The organism is Arthrobacter sp. PTI12, assembly GCF_056679915.1.
Genome location: NZ_CM155256.1, coordinates 261,644 through 278,190 on the forward strand (window position 1 = coordinate 261,644; position 16,547 = coordinate 278,190).

Here is a 16,547-nt window from a genome sequence, read left to right on the forward strand (position 1 = left end):
CACGCCATGGCAATCCTCACCGAGACCGGCGGCCACCCTGAGCCCCGAGGTTCCCGTTCAGTACGCCGGCCCGTACAACCCGGGACGCTTAGCCCGCTCGACAAGTTCTTCAAGATCACCGAACGCGGTTCGACAAACAGCCGCGAGGTCCGCGGCGGCTTTGTCACCTTCTTCACCATGGCGTACATCGTCATTCTGAACCCGCTGATTCTCGGCGGCTTCAGCCCCGACGCCGCGGCACTCGACGTCGAAGGCGGCTGGCTTCAAGCCACACAGATTGCCGCCGTCACCGGGTTGACCGCCGGCGTCATGACCATCCTCTTCGGTGTGGTCGCGAATCTACCCTTCGGCATCGCCGCCGGGCTGGGAATCAACTCTTTCCTCGCCGTCTCGGTGGTGGGCGACGTCACCTGGCCCGAAGCCATGGGTCTCGTAGTCATCAACGGCCTGCTGATCGTCCTGCTCGCAGTGACCGGAGCCCGAACCGCTATCTTCAACGCCGTACCGCGCCAGCTCAAGGCTGCAATCACCGTAGGAATCGGCTTGTTTATCGCCTTCATCGGCTTTGTGGACTCCGGCTTCGTCACCCGTACGGCCGGCGGCCCGCCGGTACAAATGGGCGACGGCGGCTCCATCACCACCGTGCCGACGCTCGTCTTCATCATCGGCCTGGTCACCATGGGCATCCTGATCGCCCGGAAGGTCCAGGGCGGGCTGCTCATCGGCATCATCGTCACCACGGTCATCGCAATCATCGTCGAAATGTCGCTGCGTTTGGGTGCGGGCGGACCGGACAACCCTGCAGGGTGGCACCTCAATGCTCCCGTCATCCCCTCGAACATCGTCTCGCTGCCGGACTTCAGCCTCGTGGGAGCGTTCGACCTCTTCGGTGCGGTCGACCGCATCGGTATCCTGGCTGCGACCATGCTGGTGTTCACGCTCGTGTTCACGAACTTCTTCGACGCGATGGGCACCATGACCGGGCTTGCCAAACAGGCGGGTCTGACTGACAAGCGCGGCAACTTCCCTCGCCTGAAGTCCGCGCTGGTGATCGAGGGCGTGGGTGCGGTTGCCGGCGGCGCGACGTCGGCCTCTTCCAATACCGTGTTCATCGACTCCGCTTCCGGCATCGGTGAAGGTGCACGGACCGGCCTTGCCTCAGTGGTGACGGGAGCTCTCTTCCTGGCCGCCATGTTCTTCACTCCTTTGACGGCAGTGGTGCCGCTGGAGGTAGCGGCGGCAGCTCTCGTCGTCGTCGGTGCCATGATGGTGGCGCAGATCCGCGAGATCGACTTCCGGAACTTCTCCATCGCGCTGCCCGCGTTCCTCACCATCGTGACCATGCCGCTGACCTACTCGATCGCCAACGGCATCGGCGCCGGCTTCATCAGCTGGGTCATCATCCGGGCGTCCTCCGGGAAGGCCCGCAAGATCCATCCGCTCCTCTGGGTGGTGGCAGCCGGGTTCCTCGTCTACTTTGCGCGCGGCCCGATCACGATCTGGATGGGCGGATAGACCTTCCCCTCGTGTAAATCGGGTCTAGGCTGACCCCGTGGAGCTGACCTTCGAGGGCGAGATCTGGTACTGGAGAGGTCCGGCACCGTATCACTTTGTGACGGTGCCGGACCTTCAGTGCGTGGAGATCCGGGCGGTGTCGAAGATCGTCAGCTACGGCTGGGGGATGATCCCGGCGTCTGTGACGATCGGCGGCACCACTTGGGCCACGTCCCTGTTTCCCAAGAACGGCGGCTACATTGTGCCGATCAAGGACTTCGTGCGACGGGACGAGCAAATCGACGACGGCGACACGGTGACGGTTGTGCTGTCGATAGGTGCGTGACTTGCTGGGGCCGTGCACGACGGAAGGGCGATGGGCGGGTATTAGATCAGTCGGGCGCGGCGCTACCCTTCCCATATGACGAGAAGCAGCCAGCCCAACCGTCTTACTGCAGGCGCGCGCTCCTATGACACGCTCAGCGAGCAGGAGCAGGTTATCCTCTGCGAGGAGTGGGCTAAGCGCACGGCTGCTTCATCCTCCTAATCTAGCCAGACTTCAGGCTAGAATAAGGGGATGAGAACGGTGCCGCTGAGCGAAGCGAAAGACAAACTCTCGTCCTTGGTCGACGAGGCGGACAGGACGCACGAAATCATCCACATCACTAGGCACGGGCATCCATCTGCCGTTCTGATGTCCGCTGATGATCTGGAGTCCCTTCAGGAAACCATCTTCTGGCTCTCGCAGCCTCGCATAAGAGAAGACCTCGAGCAGGCTAAACGTGACATCGCGGAAGGCAACACGGTGAGCGGCGATGAACTGCGGCGTGAGTTTGGGCTGCCGCCCGGTGAGTAAAGCACGGTCGAACGGTCCTGACCGATGGAAGATTAAAGTCACCAGTCCCACATTGAAGGGGTTTCGTCAGCTGCCGGAAAACGCTGCCACCGCAATCGTCGAATTCGTCACCGGAGTCCTGGCCGATAATCCTCACCGGCTGAGCAAGCCCCTCACGAATGAACTCCTAGGTATGCGCACCGCACGCCGGGGGGATTACCGCGTGCTGTTCACCCTCGACGGCAAAGAGCACATTCTGTATGTTCATCGCATCGAACATCGATCCAGCGTATACAAGGCCCTTTAGCCGGAGCCGCCACCGACTCATCCGGCGGCGCGTCAGTTGAGTGCCATGTCCCTCTAGGTGTCTTATTGTGGACGGGACCAGTGAGGGGGCCATTCCGCATGGCATGTAACGGCTGCGCGACATCATCGAAACTCGACCTTGACTTCAGCATGGCTTTCCAACCCATCTATGACGCGGTTGAGCATCGCGTGTGGGGATATGAGGCCCTCGTCAGAGGGGTATCGGGCGAGGGCGCCTTTGAGGTCCTGTCCAAAGTTTCCGCGGAGCAGAAGTATCGCTTTGACCAGGATTGCCGGGTCAAGGCGATAGAACTCGCATCGCGGCTGTTTCCTGCAGGCGAAGACCTGAAACTCTCGATCAACTTCATGCCGAATGCAGTCTACGAACCCGCCGCATGCCTCCGGGCGACCCTCCGGGCAGCAGAGCGATACAGCTTCCCGACGTCGTCGATCATGTTCGAATTCACGGAAAACGAGGAGGTGACGGACACCGCTCACCTCACCAACATCGTCACTGAATACCGCAAGCACGGTTTCACCACGGCCATCGACGATTTCGGTGCCGGCCACGCCGGGCTGGGCCTACTGGTTGAATTCCAACCTGACCTCATCAAGATCGATATGAAACTCGTTCGAGGCATTGACAACAGTCCGTCCCGCCAAGCCGTAGTGACCGGCATCCTGGCTATGGCTCGGGAGCTCGGCATAACTGTTCTCGCAGAAGGCGTCGAGACCGAGGCGGAGTTCAGGTGCCTGGCTGCCGCCGGCATCCGCTTGTTCCAGGGTTACTGGTTCGCGAAGCCCGTGTTCGAGCAGCTTCCGCGGGTGCAGTTTGTCCCCGCCGGGACGGCCTAGTTATTTCTGCCGACTCGATGTGCAAACTGACGGCAGTGGTACCCCCGGAGGTAGCAGCGGAAGCCCTCGTCGTCGGCGCCATGATGGTGGCGCAGATCCGCGAGACCGACTTCCGGAACTTCTCCATCGCGCTGCCCGCGTTCCTCACCTTCGTCACCATGCCGCTGACCCACTCGATTGCCAACGGCATCGGTGCCGGCTTCATCAGCTGGGTCATCATCCGGGCCTCCTCCGGAAAGGCCGCAAGATCCATCCGCTCCTCTGGGTGGTGGCAGCCGGGTTCCTCGTCTACTTCGCTCGCGGCCCAATCACGATATGGATGGGCGGGTGACCTTCCCCTCGGCAGTATGCTCACCCGTGAAGCTGACCTTTCAGGGCGAGATCTGGTACTGGCGGGGCCCGGCGGCACCGTTCCACTTCGTAACGGTGCCGGAGGAGCAGTGCGCTGAGCTCCGGGCGGTATCAAAGATCGTGAGCTACGGCTGGAGAATGATTCCGGTAGCGGTGACGATCGGCGGCACCACCTGGACCACTGCCACGTTCTCGAAGAACGGTGGATACATTGTGCCGATTAAGACTTCGTCATAGAGGATGAAGGGATCGACGACGGCGACGCTGTGGGCTTGAGCTGTCCATCACGGCGTGAGACGTCGAGGTGTGCGGGATTAACAATGAGTCGGGAGGAACGCACCTTTAGGTGCTTTCGTCCCGACTCATTGTTCTCAGTGATCAACCGTCAGTAACAACTCTTCCTCATCGAAAGTAGCGCCTTTATCGCGGTTGACCATGAGCGCCAGAAGGTCGAAGACCACGGTTGCGGCAGCGAGGCTGGTGACATCGGCGTGGTCGTAGGCGGGTGCAACCTCCACCACGTCGGCGCCGACGATGTTGATTCCATTGAGGCCCCGGAGCAGCGCGAGCAGCTCGCGGGAGTGCAGACCGCCCATCTCGGGTGTGCCAGTTCCCGGCGCGAACGCGGGATCGAGGACGTCAATGTCGATGGAGACGTAGACCGGCGTGCCCCCTAACCGTTCCTTGACGCGCTGGATTGCACCAGGAACCCCGATGACATCTAGATCGGAGCAGCGCAGGATCTGGAAACCAAACTCGTGGTCGCGAAGGAAATCGTTGCGATCGTAGACGGGGCCCCGGATTCCTACATGTATTGACCGGTCCTCCACCAACAGCCCTTCCTCAAATGCCCGGCGGAACATGGTGCCGTGTGTGACCGGCTGATCAAAGTACGTATCCCAGGTGTCCAAGTGCGCATCGAAATGCAGCAGGGCTACCGGTCCGTGTACCTTATTGACCGCCCTCAGCATCGGTAGTGCGATGGTGTGATCCCCCCCGATCGAGATGAGCCTCCGGTCCCGTCCCATGAGCGGAAAGGCTTGCTCTTCGATTTCCTGCACGGCGCGGGTGATGTCATACGGCGTGCAGGCGATGTCCCCCGCGTCAACAACCTGACTCTCGTTCACTGGTTCGACGTCCAGCTCCACATGGTAACCAGGACGCAGCAGCCGGGATGCTTCACGGACAGCTGCCGGAGCAAAGCGGGCGCCTGGCCGGAATGACGTTCCGCCGTCGAAAGGAACTCCCACGATGGCGATGTCATAGTCCTGCACCCGATCAATTTGGGGAAGCCGGGCAAATGTGCCGAGGCCTGCGTAGCGAGGAACCTTTGTCGCATCGACGGGGCCGATAGGGTTACTGATAGTCATAGCGGTGATCCTTCTTTTGCTAATTCCGCCGGCATCATGCCCGGCGCTTTTTTTCCAGTGAGTTCGTGGAGGGATTTGTTGGCAGTTTCGGGCGCCAGCAGGAATGTAGCCAGAAGTCCCACCAAGGAAACCAGTGCCCCGATGAGCAGCGATCCAGCAGCCCCGAAGCTGATGATGGCAACGGGCATGAGGTATGTGCTGGCGGCTGAACCGACCCTGCTTATTGCTGTACCGAAACCAACCGCGGTCGCCCTTATCTCTGTTGGGAACAGCTCGTTCGGGTACACGACCTCGAGAAAGCTTGACGCACCGGAGGCGAGCGCGAAGATGGCAAGTGCGATGAACAGCGGAGCGGCTTGAACGTTCGGAATGAACGCTGGAATACCCAGCGCTACAACAATGACCCCGAAGGACCACAGCAGCAGTTTGCGTCGTCCGATCTTTTCTACCAACCACAGTCCTGGTATCCCGCCGATTACGAACAACATGGAGATCAGGAAGGATCCGCCATAAAGGTTCGCGTCCCCCGTCAAACCGAAGGAAGCCAGCAAGTCCGGCGCGAAGGTATATACGGCAAAGAGCGGTATCACCTGCGCCGTCCAGAAGATCGAGACGAAGAGCGTGCGCTTCAGGAGTTCACCCTTGAAGATGTCCGTGAAGCGGCCCTGCTTTGATTCTCCCTCGACGTCGGATGAGATGTCGCTGAGGTCATACTGCTCCCCATAAACCTTCTTGATGACAGCTCGTGCCTCGTCCTGACGACCGCGAGAGAGCAGCCAGCGAGGAGACTCCGGAGTACCCAGCCGGCACAGCAGCGTCACGACCGCGAAAATTGCTGGGCTTGCCACCATCCAACGCCAGGCGTCAGGACCTATATCCCGCAGCAGGTATCCGACGGCGAAAGCAGCGGCCGCACCAACGGCCCAGACGACGAAGGTGGCGCCGAGCAAACGACCGCGCACCTTGCGGGGGAGGAACTCCGCCAAGAGTGAGGTCGCGATCGGGTAATCAGCACCAATCGCCATGCCGAGAAGGAACCGGCAGAGAACGACCTGCCACACCTCAGTCGCAAGACCATTCAGCAACGAGAACAGGGCAAGCGCGATGAGGTCTGCGATATACATCTTGTGGCGCCCGATTTTGTCGGTTAACCATCCGAAGATGGCACCGCCGAAGAAGATCCCGATGAGACTCGCAGCCCCGATCAACCCTATTTCTGCTGTCGTGAGCTGCAGGCTCGGCGTCATGGTGATAAATGCGATCCCAATGATCGACAGAGCGTACCCATCGATGAACGGACCACCGGACGCAAAGAACGTCAGCTTCTTATGAAATCTAGTAAGCGGGGCATCATCAATGAGATTGCTAGTTGCAGTCATGGCCGCCCTCTCTCGTGAGTGCTCATCTTTGAGCTCGATCCTGATACCTCTATTGTTTGTGATCGGCGCCATACCAACCATCCGCTGATTGACTACAAAGTGCGAGAGAGTTTAGACATATGTATGAGCGGCGTCGATGACTCCGTTCGGTCCAGACTGGGAGCACCAAGATGTCGATGACTGTCGCCGAACTTCTAGCCGAACCACACTTGGGACTGACCCTTATCGCCGGTTCGGAAGGATTGCACCAACGGATTACGTGGGCGCACACCTCCGACCTACCCCGATTGTGGGAATGGGTCACCGGCGGTGAAATCATCATGACTAACGGACTCTCCATCCCGCCGGATGCCGCGGGTCAGGTCGGACTGGCGGAAGCCTTGGTAACAGCCGGCGCGAGCGCCCTGGCCATCGGAGAAAAAATGCATGCGCCGGAGTTGACCGCTGCCTTTCTGGAAGCGTGCGACCGCCTGCCTCTTCCGGTCATCAACGTGCCCTACCCCTTGCCCTTCATCTCCATTGCACGATCGGTCGCTGAATCCTCCCTACTGGAGGAATCGCGTAAGCTCCGCCAGACAGCAAGGATCTACGATCTTCTGCGGCTCGCTGGACCACTCGCTCACCAATGGCACGCCCTGGTGCAAGGCGTCGCGGCACAATTGGGCTCCCTAATCTACGTAATCGACCGCCGCTGTTTTCATCCGTGGCATCCAGGCGGGGAATTGTTGCCAGCCGAGCTTGCCGCGCGACTTGAACCGTTGATCAATATGACTCCCGGTGCGGGGAGAAAGTTTCAATGGCATCGTGTCGAGGATCGTCACGTGCTACTGACTGACGTGCCAACACACGAGAACGCTTTGTTGATTGTCCTGCCGCAGGAAGACCAGCACCCGGACGCCGTCGTGCTACTGCATGCCGCGTCCGTACTGGGGTTGGAGCTTTCGCGCACCATGCTCGCTTTGGAAGACCAGCGGCGGCTGGGAGCCGAATTCCTGAGCCAGGCTTTCGAGGACCGTTACGCTCTGTCCGACTTGGAGAGCCGTCTCGCGAGGCTTGATTTTTCTAGTGGGGAGTTCGTCCTGGTCTCTGTTTCCGGACTTGAAGAAGCCCACTTGACTGCCACCCACGTGGGGTTCTGGCGTCACGGGATTGCGCACCTTTCGCTCCGCCAGTTCGATACCCTGCATATTGTGCTCCCGCCAGACTGCGGCGATGAATTGCTATGGCATGTACTGCCAGACCAAGTCACAATCGGTATTAGCCGGCCCGCGACCGCGTCCCAGCTGCAGCGTGCTCTGCAGGAATCGCTGTGGGCGCTGGGAACGGCCGGCGCATCAGGCCAGTCGCTGGTCCGCTACGCAAGCGGTCCATCCTGGCTTGGCTTGACCAACATGGAAGAGGGACAAGCATTGGTTCAACGGTTGCTCGGACCGGTTTTGGAGTATGAGCAAGGAAAAGACGCGGACTTGCTCAAGACTTTGGAAACCTATCTGGATCAACAGCGGTCATGGCAGAAGACTGCCGCTGCCCTGTTCACACACAGGCAAACGATCATCTACCGGATCCGCAGGATCGGTGAACTAACCGGTCTCGATATGGCTGAGACCTCATCTTTGGCTCAACTTTGGTTCGCGCTGCAAATCCAGCAAACGATGAACCCTCAAGACCACGCTGGACCGGGCCAACCTCGGGATGCCGGAGCTACGCTGAAAACTTAGTCATGCGAATCATTTCTTTTCATCAGTGTTGTCTGGATCGTTGCAGGGAGAGACAGCCGCCGCAGCAGATCCGCCGCCACACTCACAGCGATCACCGCCGGTGCTTTCCCAGTGACATCCGGCAGCCCGATCGGACACTGGATCCGCCCGATCTCGGCCTCGGCGTACCCCTCCGCCGCCAGCTTCTGCTGGAACCGGGACCACTTCGCCTTCGAGCCGATCAGCCCGACGCTCCCAAGATCCCCCCGCCGCAACCCGGCATCGCACAGCAGAAAATCCTCGGAGTGATCGTGGCTCATGATGAACACGTGCGCACCGGCCGGCAACTCACCCAGGAACGAGTCCGGCACCGGCGTATGCACCGGGTGCACGGTCGCCACACCAGAAGTCACATCCGCAAGTCGCTCGGGCAGCAACTGCTCGGCGCGGCTGTCCACCAGGTACAGGTTCATCGGCAGCCGCGAGAGCACCCTCCCGAGCTCATACCCCACATGCCCGACGCCGAACACCGCCACCGTGGGCAACGACAGGAACGGCTCCAGCAGCACCCGAGCCTTCCCGCCGCAGCACTGCCTCCCGTGCTGCGTCACCGCGTGCTCGCTGAGCGAAAACTCGACGTTCTCGGCAGTTGAAACGCCGCCCGCCATCATCTCCCGCGCCCGATCGATCACGGTCGCCTCAAGGTTCCCACCGCCGATGGTCCCCCAACTCGACGACGACCCCACTAGCATCTTCGCCCCGGCTTCCCGGGGCGAATGCCCACGCACTTCGGACACGGTCGCCAGCACACCTGGCTGTCCCGTTGACCTCAGGCGTTGCAAAGCCTCCAGCCAGTCCATGTCACTGCGCTGAACTCGTGGACGTGACAAGGTCACCGGAACCCGAGGAAGAAGAGGACGACGACGGCGCGGACACCCGCTCGATCGCCCAGAACACCGCTTCCGGGGTGGCCGGGCTTGCGAGCTCCACTTCGACATCACCGGGCCCGAAGGCCGCGACCGCCTCCCGAAGAGCCTCCCGCACGCTGAATGCCAACATCAGCGGCGGTTCACCGACGGCCTTCGAGCCATAGACCACACCGCTCTCGGTCGCCCGCTCGAACAGGTGCACGTTGAACTCCTCGGGCATCTCGGAGAAACTCGGCAACTTGTAGGTGCTGGCGGACTGCGTGGTGATCCGGCCGCGGTTGGCGCCGTCGGATGCATCCCAGCGCAGATCCTCGAGCGTCAGCCAGCCCGCGCCCTGCACAAAACCGCCCTCAATCTGCCCAACGTCGATCATCGGAGAGAGGCTGTCGCCGACGTCGTGCACTATGTCTGTGCGCAACTGGCGGTAAGCACCCGTGAAGCGATCCACTTCCACCTCGGCGAGCGCCGCGCCGTAACTGAAGTACTTGAACGGTTCGCCCTGCATGCGGGCGCTGTCCCAGTGCAGTCCTTCCGTCCGGTAATACCCGGCCGCCCACAGGGAAACTCGCTGGAAGTACGCGTCACGTGCCAACTCCGCGAAGGTCATCGCCGAATCATGGAAGCCGATGCCGGTGACCTTTCCGTCATCGAACCGGACATCGTCGGGGTGGATGTTCAGCTTCCGCGCGGCCACTTCCGCCAGCCGTTCGCTGATCTGCTCGCACGCATTCTTGATCGCACCGCCGTTGAGGTCCGCTCCGGAGCTGGCCGCCGTCGCCGACGTATTGGGCACCTTGTCCGTCCGCGTTGGCGCGAGCCGGACGGAGGACAGCGGCACCCCCAGCGCAGTCGCCGCAACCTGCCGCATCTTGGTATGCAGGCCCTGGCCCATCTCCGTGCCGCCGTGGTTGATGAGCACCGACCCGTCCTTATACACGTGCACCAGCGCGCCGGCCTGGTTGAACGCGGTCAGGTTAAAGGAGATGCCGAACTTCACCGGGGTCAAGCCTAGCGCCCGCTTCACATTCGGGTGCGAGGCGTTGAACTTCGCGATCTCCTCGCGGCGCCGGGCAACGTCCGCACGGTCCGAGAGTGACTGCCAGATCGCCTGAAGGCGTTCGGCGTGCCGCACCGGCTGCCCGTACGGCGTGCTCTGCCCGGGCTCATAGAAATTACGATGACGAAGCTCACTCGGATCCAGCCCCAGCAACGGCGCGCACCGGCCAAGTAGATCCTCGATCACGAGCATCCCCTGCGGACCGCCGAAGCCTCGGAACGCCGTCTGCGACGTCTTATTGGTTTTCGCGATCCGGCCGTTCACCTCGATGTTCGGGATGTAGTAGGCATTGTCGATGTGGCACAACGCCCGCTGCAGCACAGGTTCGGAGAGGTCGAGGCTCCAACCGCCGTCGCTCGTGAGGGTGGCTTTCAGCGCCTGGAGGCGACCGTCGTCGTCGAACCCTGCCTCCCACGTGGCGTGGAAGGGGTGGCGCTTGCCGGACATGGTGATGTCCTGGGTGCGGTTCAGCCGCAGCCGGACGGGCCTGCCGGTAAGCGTGGCGCCGAGCGCCGCGATGGCCGCGAAGCCGTGCGGCTGCATCTCCTTGCCGCCGAATCCGCCGCCCATGCGGAGGCACTGCACTGTGACGTCGTGACTGGATAGGTTCAGCACGTGCGCCACGATTTCCTGCGTCTCGGAGGGGTGCTGGGTGCTGCACTGGATGAACACCTGCCCGGACTCGTCGATGTAGGCGAACGATGCGTGCGTTTCCAGGTAGAAGTGCTCCTGCCCGCTGAACTGGAACTCGCCACTGAACCGGTGCGCTGCATCCTCGAGCGCCTTGTCCGGCTCGCCGCGAGCAACCGTCGGGCGGTTCCCCTGGAAGCTCTCGGCCGCGATGGCTTCCTCAACAGTGATCAACGACGGCAACGGCTCGTAATCGACCTCCACCGCCTCCGCGCCGAGGCGCGCGGCTTCTAGCGACTCCCCCAGCACCCAGCACACGGCGTGGCCGTAGAACATCACTTCGCTGGGGAAGAGCGGTTCGTCATGCTTGATCCCGGCGTCGTTCACGCCTGGAACGTCCGTCGCCGTTAGTACCCTGACGACGCCCGGAACCTCCAGCGCGGGCTCGGTGCGCAGGCCAGCTATGCGGGCGTGAGCATGCGCCGACTGAACCGGCCAGGCATGCAGCGCGTTCGAGCTGCGGACAACCAGGTCATCCGTATACAGAGCCGTACCGGTGACGTGGGCTGCGGCGCTTTCGTGGGATACGGGGACACCGACCACGGGGTTTACTGGGCGATCCGACAGCGACTTCACTTGGCCACCTCCAGATCTTCAGCGTTCTCAGCATGGAATCTCAGCAGCGCCTGTCTCAGCATCGCCGAGCGGTACAGCGAGCTGGCCCGCATGTCATCGATCGGCGTTCCTTCACCCGCCATGACGACGGCGGCGGCGGCCACCGTGTCCGACGTCCAGGGTTGACCGACGAGCGCCTCTTCCGTCGCGAGAGCGCGGATTGGCGTCGCTGCCACACCGCCGAGTCCGATGCGCACGGAGGTTACGACGCCGCCGCTGAGTTGCAGTGCGATGGCCACGGACACACTTGAGATGTCGTCGAAGCGCCGCTTCGCGATCTTGTAAAACGCGGTGCTTTCGGCGAGCGGCAACGGGATGCGAATAGCGCGGAGCATTTCGTGCGGCTGACGAACACTCTGGCGGTAGCCGGTGTAGTACTCGGACAACGGAACTTCGCGCTCTCCGTCTGTGGAGGAGAGGACAATTCTTGCGTCGAGCGCCAGGAAAACCGGCGCGGAGTCGCCGATGGGCGAACCCGTGGAGAGGTTCCCACCGAAGGTCGCGGCGTTACGGATCAGCCGGGAGGCGAACTGCGGGAAAAGGTAACCCAACAGCGGGACGCGGCCGTCGAGCGCCCGCTCGACTTCAGAGAGTGTCAGCGCGGCGCCGATCTCGATGGAATCGGCGTCGAACGTCAGCGCCCGGAGTTCCTCCAGCCGATCAATCGCGAGGACCAGCGGCGGGCGGGAATGCCGCAAGTTCACCTCAACGCCGAGGTCCGTGGCACCGGCAACAAGCTTCACGTCAGAACTGTCGCGCAGCGTCTGGTGGACCTCATCAAGCGACTGTGGACGAATGAAGTCCGATTCACCGCTGACGCGTGTGTGCTTTGCAGCAGGGGCCGGTCGGCTTTGGCGGTCCAGCAGCGGATCCGAATCATCTGGTGTTTCCAGCGCGTACGCTGCGTCACGGATCGGCCGGTAGCCGGTGCAGCGGCACAGGTTCCCGCTGAGCGCATGGAGGTCAAACCCGTTGGGGCCGCATTCGTGGTCGGTTGCATGCTCTTCACCGACGACGGCGGTTCCTGTCTCCTTGTCTTCCTGCGCCGGCGAGCGCTCCGGTCGGTAATATTCAGCAGCCATCGAGCAGACAAATCCCGGGGTGCAGTAGCCACACTGCGAGCCGCCGCGCTCCGCCATCTCGCGCTGTACAGGGTGGAGATCTTCCGGCGTGCACGCATCGGAGACGTTCCCGAGACCCTCAGCGGTGACGATTTCCTGACCGTCGAAGGCCAGTGCCGGCGGGAGACACGCATTGACCGAGGTCCATCGGCTGCGATCGGATCCGTCCGGGCGGGCTACGAGGACCGCGCAGGCGCCGCACTCCCCCTCGGCGCAGCCTTCCTTCGATCCCGTGAGCCCTTCGTCCCGCAACCAGTCGAGTAATCGAATGTGGGGGTTTGTTCCGCTGCAGTCCCGGACTTTGCCGTTGACGGTTACCTTGATTCCGTCCATCATTCACGCTCCCGTACTAACCGGACCGACGCGCCAACCGAACTGCCTGAAGCGTGTCAAACTGTTCGTTACGTAGTTTCGGTGTGACCTAGCGTACACCCACCGAGCGGAACTTCGTTTCCACCATGCGATAGAAAGGAGCAAAGTTTTGAGCACAACAAGTCCTGCTGCCGAGGAAGAGCGGCGACTTCGGTTGTTGAAGTTCAGGGAGGCAGTGGATGCGGCATCGAGCGCTAGTGCCGCTGGCCATCGATACGAGACTGCCCTCTGGGAGCGTACAGAACTGGCTGACGTAGAGAAGTCACTGAACTAGACGGACCCAGTCGTACAGGAGTTGCGTGAAGACTCAACCAACCGGTAGTCTGTGAATCGCGTCACCTGTCAGTGACGCACGCTTTCGATCCGCGGCGGGAGAGTCCTGCCGGTACGTTCAGCAGGCGCCGTAGGAGCAAATCCTCCCCAGGAATCTCTCAGGCCCACGTACCGCCGCGGCGAGGCAACTCTGGAAAGCAGTCCGGGAAACCGGGCTCACCGACGGTGCAAGTGGATCCTGAGAACATCAGGAAAAACGGAAACTCTCAGGTCCAATACAGAGCGGGGAGGAACCCAAGTCATCGTGGTGTTTTGCGCCACCTGAGTTATGGAGTTCCTCATATGACAGTCCAGTCATCCGTCCCCACGTTCGCAGACCGCCACATCGGTGCGCGCCGCCAGGACCACATCAGCACGATGCTCAAGGCTGTTGGCTATGACACCGTCGACGGCCTCGTTGACAGTGCCGTTCCCGATTCCATTCGTCAGGAAAGCCCGCTCGGGCTGGACAGTGCGCTCAGCGAAGTCCAGGTGCTGGCCGAACTGCGAAGGCTTGCGGGCAGGAACAAGACCGCCGTCCAGATGATCGGTCAGGGCTACTACGACACCGTCACGCCGGCAGTGATCCGCCGCAATATCCTCGAGGCGCCCGCCTGGTACACGGCCTACACGCCTTATCAGCCCGAGATCTCGCAGGGCCGGCTCGAGGCGCTGCTCAACTTCCAGACCATGGTGCAGGATCTCACTGCCCTGCCGGTGGCCAACGCTTCCCTTCTCGATGAAGCCACGGCGGTGGCCGAGGCCGTGCTGCTCATGCGCCGGGCCAACAAGAACAAGGCCGTCAAGGACGGCAAGACGGTCCTCGACGCGGACTGCCTGCCCCAGACCATTGCGATCGTCCTCGGCCGCGCAGAGGCGCTCGGATTCGAGGTTGAGGTCGCTGACCTCTCGCAGGGACTCCCGGAAGGCGACATCAACGGCGTCGTCCTCCAGCAGCCGGGCGTCTCCGGCCGTGTCTGGGACCAGACCTCCGTCATCGCAGAAGCGAAGGAGCGCGGTGCGCTGGTCACGGTCGCCGCTGACCTCCTCGCACTGACGCTCATCACCCCTCCGGGTGAGCAGGGAGCGGATGTCGCCGTCGGTTCCACCCAGCGCCTCGGTGTTCCACTGTTCTTCGGCGGACCGCACGCCGCCTACATGGCCGTGCGCGACGGCATGGAACGCACCCTTCCAGGCCGCATCGTCGGCGTCTCGAAGGACAACGCCGGCGCCACCGCCTACCGCCTGGCCCTTCAGACCCGCGAGCAGCACATCCGCCGCGAGAAGGCCACGTCGAACATCTGCACCGCGCAGGCGCTGCTGGCTATCGTGTCTTCCTTCTACGCCGTCTACCACGGCCCGGACGGACTGAAGGCCATTGCCCAGAACGTCCACAGCAGCGCCCGTGCGCTCGCCACCACGCTGAAGGCCGCCGGCTGGGAACTCGTGAGCGACTCCTTCTTCGACACCCTCACCGTCCGCGTCCCCCGCGACGCCGCCAAGGTGGTCTCCGCCGCCGAATCCCGCGGCATCAACCTGCGCCTGGTCGATGCCGACACCGTCGGCATCTCAGTCGATGAAACGACGACGCCGGAAATCCTCTCCGCCGTGTCCGCCGCCTTTGGCGCCGGCCAGGTAAGGGAAGCCGCAGGCTTCGAGCTGCCCGCCGCCGCGGTGCGCACCTCGGAATATCTTCAGCACCCGGTCTTCAACACGCACCGCTCCGAGACTCAGCTGCTGCGCTACATCCGCAGGCTCTCGGACCGCGACCTCGCGCTGGACCGCACCATGATCCCGCTGGGCTCCTGCACCATGAAGCTGAACGCCACCGCCGAAATGGAGGCCATTTCGTGGCCGGAATTCGCTTCGATCCACCCTTTCGCCCCGGATTCCCAGACCGAAGGCTGGCGCGAGCTGATCGACGGACTCGAAGCCGACCTTGCTGAGATCACCGGGTACGACCAGGTCTCCATTCAGCCCAACGCCGGTTCACAGGGTGAGCTCGCCGGGTTGCTCGCTATCCGCGGGTACCACGCCTCCCGCGGCGAGGGCCAGCGCAACGTCTGCCTGATCCCTGCGTCCGCACATGGCACCAACGCTGCTTCCGCCGTTCTCGCGGGTATGAAGGTTGTCGTCGTAGCCACGGCTTCGGACGGCACCATCGACCACGGGGACCTCCGGGCGAAGATCGAAGCCCACCGGGATGCACTCTCCGCGATCATGATCACCTATCCGTCCACCCACGGCGTGTACGACGCCGACGTCCGTGAAGTCTGCGATGCGGTGCACGAGGCCGGCGGCCAGGTCTACGTCGACGGCGCAAACCTGAACGCGCTCGTTGGCCTTGCCCAGCCGGGCAAGTTCGGCGGGGACGTCTCTCACCTGAATTTGCACAAGACCTTCTGCATCCCGCACGGCGGCGGCGGTCCCGGCGTCGGGCCGGTGGCTGCAAAGGCACACCTGGCACCGTTCATGCCGGGCGACGCGAACAAGTCCGCCCATGAGGCAGGGCACGGTGTTGCGATTTCCGCATCCCGCTTCGGTTCCGCGGGCGTCCTGCCAATCTCCTGGGCGTATGTGAAGCTGATGGGCGGCCAGGGCCTCACCGAAGCCACCAAGTCCGCCCTCCTGGCAGCGAACTACATTGCCGCCCGGTTGACCGAACACTTCCCGGTCCTCTACACCGGCGAGAGCGGCCTTGTGGCGCACGAGTGCATCCTGGACCTTCGCGAGCTCACAGCGCGCACGGGGGTCACGGCCGAGGACGTTGCCAAGCGCCTCATCGACTTCGGGTTCCATGCCCCCACGCTGTCCTTCCCCGTGGCGGGCACGCTGATGGTGGAACCGACCGAGTCCGAGGACCTCGCGGAAATCGACCGCTTCATCGAAGCAATGGTGACCATCCGCAAGGAAATGGAGCAGGTCGCCACCGGAGATTTCACTATCGGGGAATCGCCGCTCCGCAACGCACCGCACACGGCTGCCGCCGTCGTCACCTCAGAGTGGGAGCGCCGTTACCCGCGCGAGCAGGGCGCTTTCCCCATCTCCTCCCTCCGGCAGGACAAGTACTTCCCGCCGGTTGGCCGCATCGACGGCGCCGCGGGAGACCGTAACCTGGTCTGCTCCTGCCCTCCCCTCACCGCTTTCGAAGACTAAGGATTCCT

Annotated in this window: 15 protein-coding genes, 1 pseudogene and 1 riboswitch; of the genes and pseudogenes, 11 read left to right on the forward strand and 5 right to left on the reverse strand. The window is 62.5% G+C overall.

From position 1 onward, the window contains the following. The first annotated feature begins 6 nt into the window (after positions 1–6). The 8 genes and pseudogenes from AC1MBU_RS01270 (at position 7) to AC1MBU_RS01305 (ending at position 4,078) form a co-directional block, all read left to right on the forward strand. Positions 7–1,515 carry an NCS2 family permease gene (locus tag AC1MBU_RS01270; RefSeq protein ID WP_479788240.1) on the forward strand — a complete coding sequence of 503 codons (1,509 nt, stop codon included), beginning with the start codon at positions 7–9 and terminating at the stop codon, positions 1,513–1,515. Between the two features lie 37 nt (positions 1,516–1,552). Then, positions 1,553–1,840 (forward strand): DUF1905 domain-containing protein, encoded by a 288-nt coding sequence (locus AC1MBU_RS01275; protein ID WP_479788241.1) that lies wholly within the window; start codon positions 1,553–1,555, stop codon positions 1,838–1,840. 75 nt (positions 1,841–1,915) lie between these two features. Continuing rightward, positions 1,916–2,041 (forward strand): hypothetical protein, encoded by a 126-nt coding sequence (locus tag AC1MBU_RS01280; RefSeq protein WP_346027700.1) that lies wholly within the window; start codon positions 1,916–1,918, stop codon positions 2,039–2,041. Between the two features lie 30 nt (positions 2,042–2,071). Then, entirely contained in the window at positions 2,072–2,350 is a 279-nt protein-coding gene (locus tag AC1MBU_RS01285) for a type II toxin-antitoxin system Phd/YefM family antitoxin (protein ID WP_479788242.1), read from the forward strand. Next, positions 2,343–2,636, forward strand: a complete 294-nt coding sequence (locus tag AC1MBU_RS01290; RefSeq protein ID WP_479788243.1) for a type II toxin-antitoxin system RelE family toxin — start codon at positions 2,343–2,345, stop codon at positions 2,634–2,636. Before AC1MBU_RS01285 ends, AC1MBU_RS01290 begins: the two co-directional genes overlap by 8 nt. Positions 2,637–2,785: 149 nt before the next feature. Beyond that, the gene (locus AC1MBU_RS01295) at positions 2,786–3,490 is read left to right on the forward strand and encodes an EAL domain-containing protein (RefSeq protein WP_346027703.1); all 705 of its coding nucleotides are present in this window, start codon (positions 2,786–2,788) and stop codon (positions 3,488–3,490) included. 26 nt (positions 3,491–3,516) lie between these two features. Beyond that, a pseudogene (locus tag AC1MBU_RS01300) lies at positions 3,517–3,821 on the forward strand (NCS2 family permease); the annotation flags it as partial. Then, positions 3,806–4,078, forward strand: a complete 273-nt coding sequence (locus tag AC1MBU_RS01305; protein ID WP_479788244.1) for a DUF1905 domain-containing protein — start codon at positions 3,806–3,808, stop codon at positions 4,076–4,078. The pseudogene AC1MBU_RS01300 and the gene AC1MBU_RS01305, both read left to right, overlap by 16 nt. 134 nt (positions 4,079–4,212) lie before the next feature. Here the strand turns inward: AC1MBU_RS01305 and speB are convergent, their stop codons facing one another. Both speB and AC1MBU_RS01315 read right to left on the reverse strand, forming a co-directional pair. Beyond that, positions 4,213–5,211 (reverse strand): agmatinase, encoded by a 999-nt coding sequence (gene speB, locus AC1MBU_RS01310; protein WP_346027705.1) that lies wholly within the window; start codon positions 5,209–5,211, stop codon positions 4,213–4,215. After that, entirely contained in the window at positions 5,208–6,590 is a 1,383-nt protein-coding gene (locus AC1MBU_RS01315) for an MFS transporter (RefSeq protein WP_346027706.1), read from the reverse strand. The genes speB and AC1MBU_RS01315 overlap by 4 nt, the downstream gene beginning before the upstream one ends. Positions 6,591–6,760: 170 nt before the next feature. On the opposite strand from AC1MBU_RS01315, the gene AC1MBU_RS01320 reads away from it, so the two are divergent. Beyond that, entirely contained in the window at positions 6,761–8,308 is a 1,548-nt protein-coding gene (locus AC1MBU_RS01320; RefSeq protein WP_346027707.1) for a PucR family transcriptional regulator, read from the forward strand. On the opposite strand, the gene xdhC is transcribed toward AC1MBU_RS01320, so the two are convergent. Genes xdhC through AC1MBU_RS01335 form a run of 3 tightly spaced genes read right to left on the reverse strand, consistent with a single transcriptional unit; the run spans position 8,305 to position 13,032 of the window. Then, positions 8,305–9,147, reverse strand: coding sequence for a xanthine dehydrogenase accessory protein XdhC (gene xdhC, locus AC1MBU_RS01325; protein ID WP_479788245.1), 843 nt, complete (start codon positions 9,145–9,147; stop codon positions 8,305–8,307). The two genes, AC1MBU_RS01320 and xdhC, sit on opposite strands and share 4 nt — an antisense overlap. A gap of 1 nt (position 9,148) precedes the next feature. Further along, positions 9,149–11,539 carry a xanthine dehydrogenase molybdopterin binding subunit gene (xdhB, locus tag AC1MBU_RS01330; protein ID WP_471672451.1) on the reverse strand — a complete coding sequence of 797 codons (2,391 nt, stop codon included), beginning with the start codon at positions 11,537–11,539 and terminating at the stop codon, positions 9,149–9,151. Further along, positions 11,536–13,032, reverse strand: coding sequence for a xanthine dehydrogenase small subunit (locus AC1MBU_RS01335; protein WP_479789823.1), 1,497 nt, complete (start codon positions 13,030–13,032; stop codon positions 11,536–11,538). The genes xdhB and AC1MBU_RS01335 overlap by 4 nt, the downstream gene beginning before the upstream one ends. A gap of 148 nt (positions 13,033–13,180) precedes the next feature. On the opposite strand from AC1MBU_RS01335, the gene AC1MBU_RS01340 reads away from it, so the two are divergent. Continuing rightward, on the forward strand, positions 13,181–13,345 hold the full coding sequence (locus tag AC1MBU_RS01340) for a hypothetical protein (protein ID WP_277357541.1): 165 nt from the start codon (positions 13,181–13,183) through the stop codon (positions 13,343–13,345). Positions 13,346–13,430: 85 nt separating this feature from the next. Next, positions 13,431–13,528: riboswitch (glycine riboswitch) on the forward strand. Positions 13,529–13,686: 158 nt separating this feature from the next. After that, complete coding sequence (gene gcvP, locus AC1MBU_RS01345) at positions 13,687–16,539, forward strand: aminomethyl-transferring glycine dehydrogenase (protein ID WP_479788246.1); 2,853 nt, start codon at positions 13,687–13,689, stop codon at positions 16,537–16,539. The last annotated feature ends 8 nt before the right edge of the window (positions 16,540–16,547 follow it).

Coding starts and splice junctions, on each gene's coding strand:
- AC1MBU_RS01270 (WP_479788240.1), top strand. CDS start 7: ATGGCAATCCTCACCGAGACCGGCGGCCACCCTGAGCCCCGAGGTTCC.
- AC1MBU_RS01280 (WP_346027700.1), top strand. CDS start 1,916: ATGACGAGAAGCAGCCAGCCCAACCGTCTTACTGCAGGCGCGCGCTCC.
- AC1MBU_RS01285 (WP_479788242.1), top strand. CDS start 2,072: ATGAGAACGGTGCCGCTGAGCGAAGCGAAAGACAAACTCTCGTCCTTG.
- AC1MBU_RS01295 (WP_346027703.1), top strand. CDS start 2,786: ATGGCTTTCCAACCCATCTATGACGCGGTTGAGCATCGCGTGTGGGGA.
- AC1MBU_RS01305 (WP_479788244.1), top strand. CDS start 3,806: ATGGATGGGCGGGTGACCTTCCCCTCGGCAGTATGCTCACCCGTGAAG.
- speB (WP_346027705.1), bottom strand. CDS start 5,211: ATGACTATCAGTAACCCTATCGGCCCCGTCGATGCGACAAAGGTTCCT.
- AC1MBU_RS01315 (WP_346027706.1), bottom strand. CDS start 6,590: ATGACTGCAACTAGCAATCTCATTGATGATGCCCCGCTTACTAGATTT.
- AC1MBU_RS01320 (WP_346027707.1), top strand. CDS start 6,761: ATGTCGATGACTGTCGCCGAACTTCTAGCCGAACCACACTTGGGACTG.
- xdhC (WP_479788245.1), bottom strand. CDS start 9,147: ATGGACTGGCTGGAGGCTTTGCAACGCCTGAGGTCAACGGGACAGCCA.
- AC1MBU_RS01335 (WP_479789823.1), bottom strand. CDS start 13,032: ATGGACGGAATCAAGGTAACCGTCAACGGCAAAGTCCGGGACTGCAGC.
- gcvP (WP_479788246.1), top strand. CDS start 13,687: ATGACAGTCCAGTCATCCGTCCCCACGTTCGCAGACCGCCACATCGGT.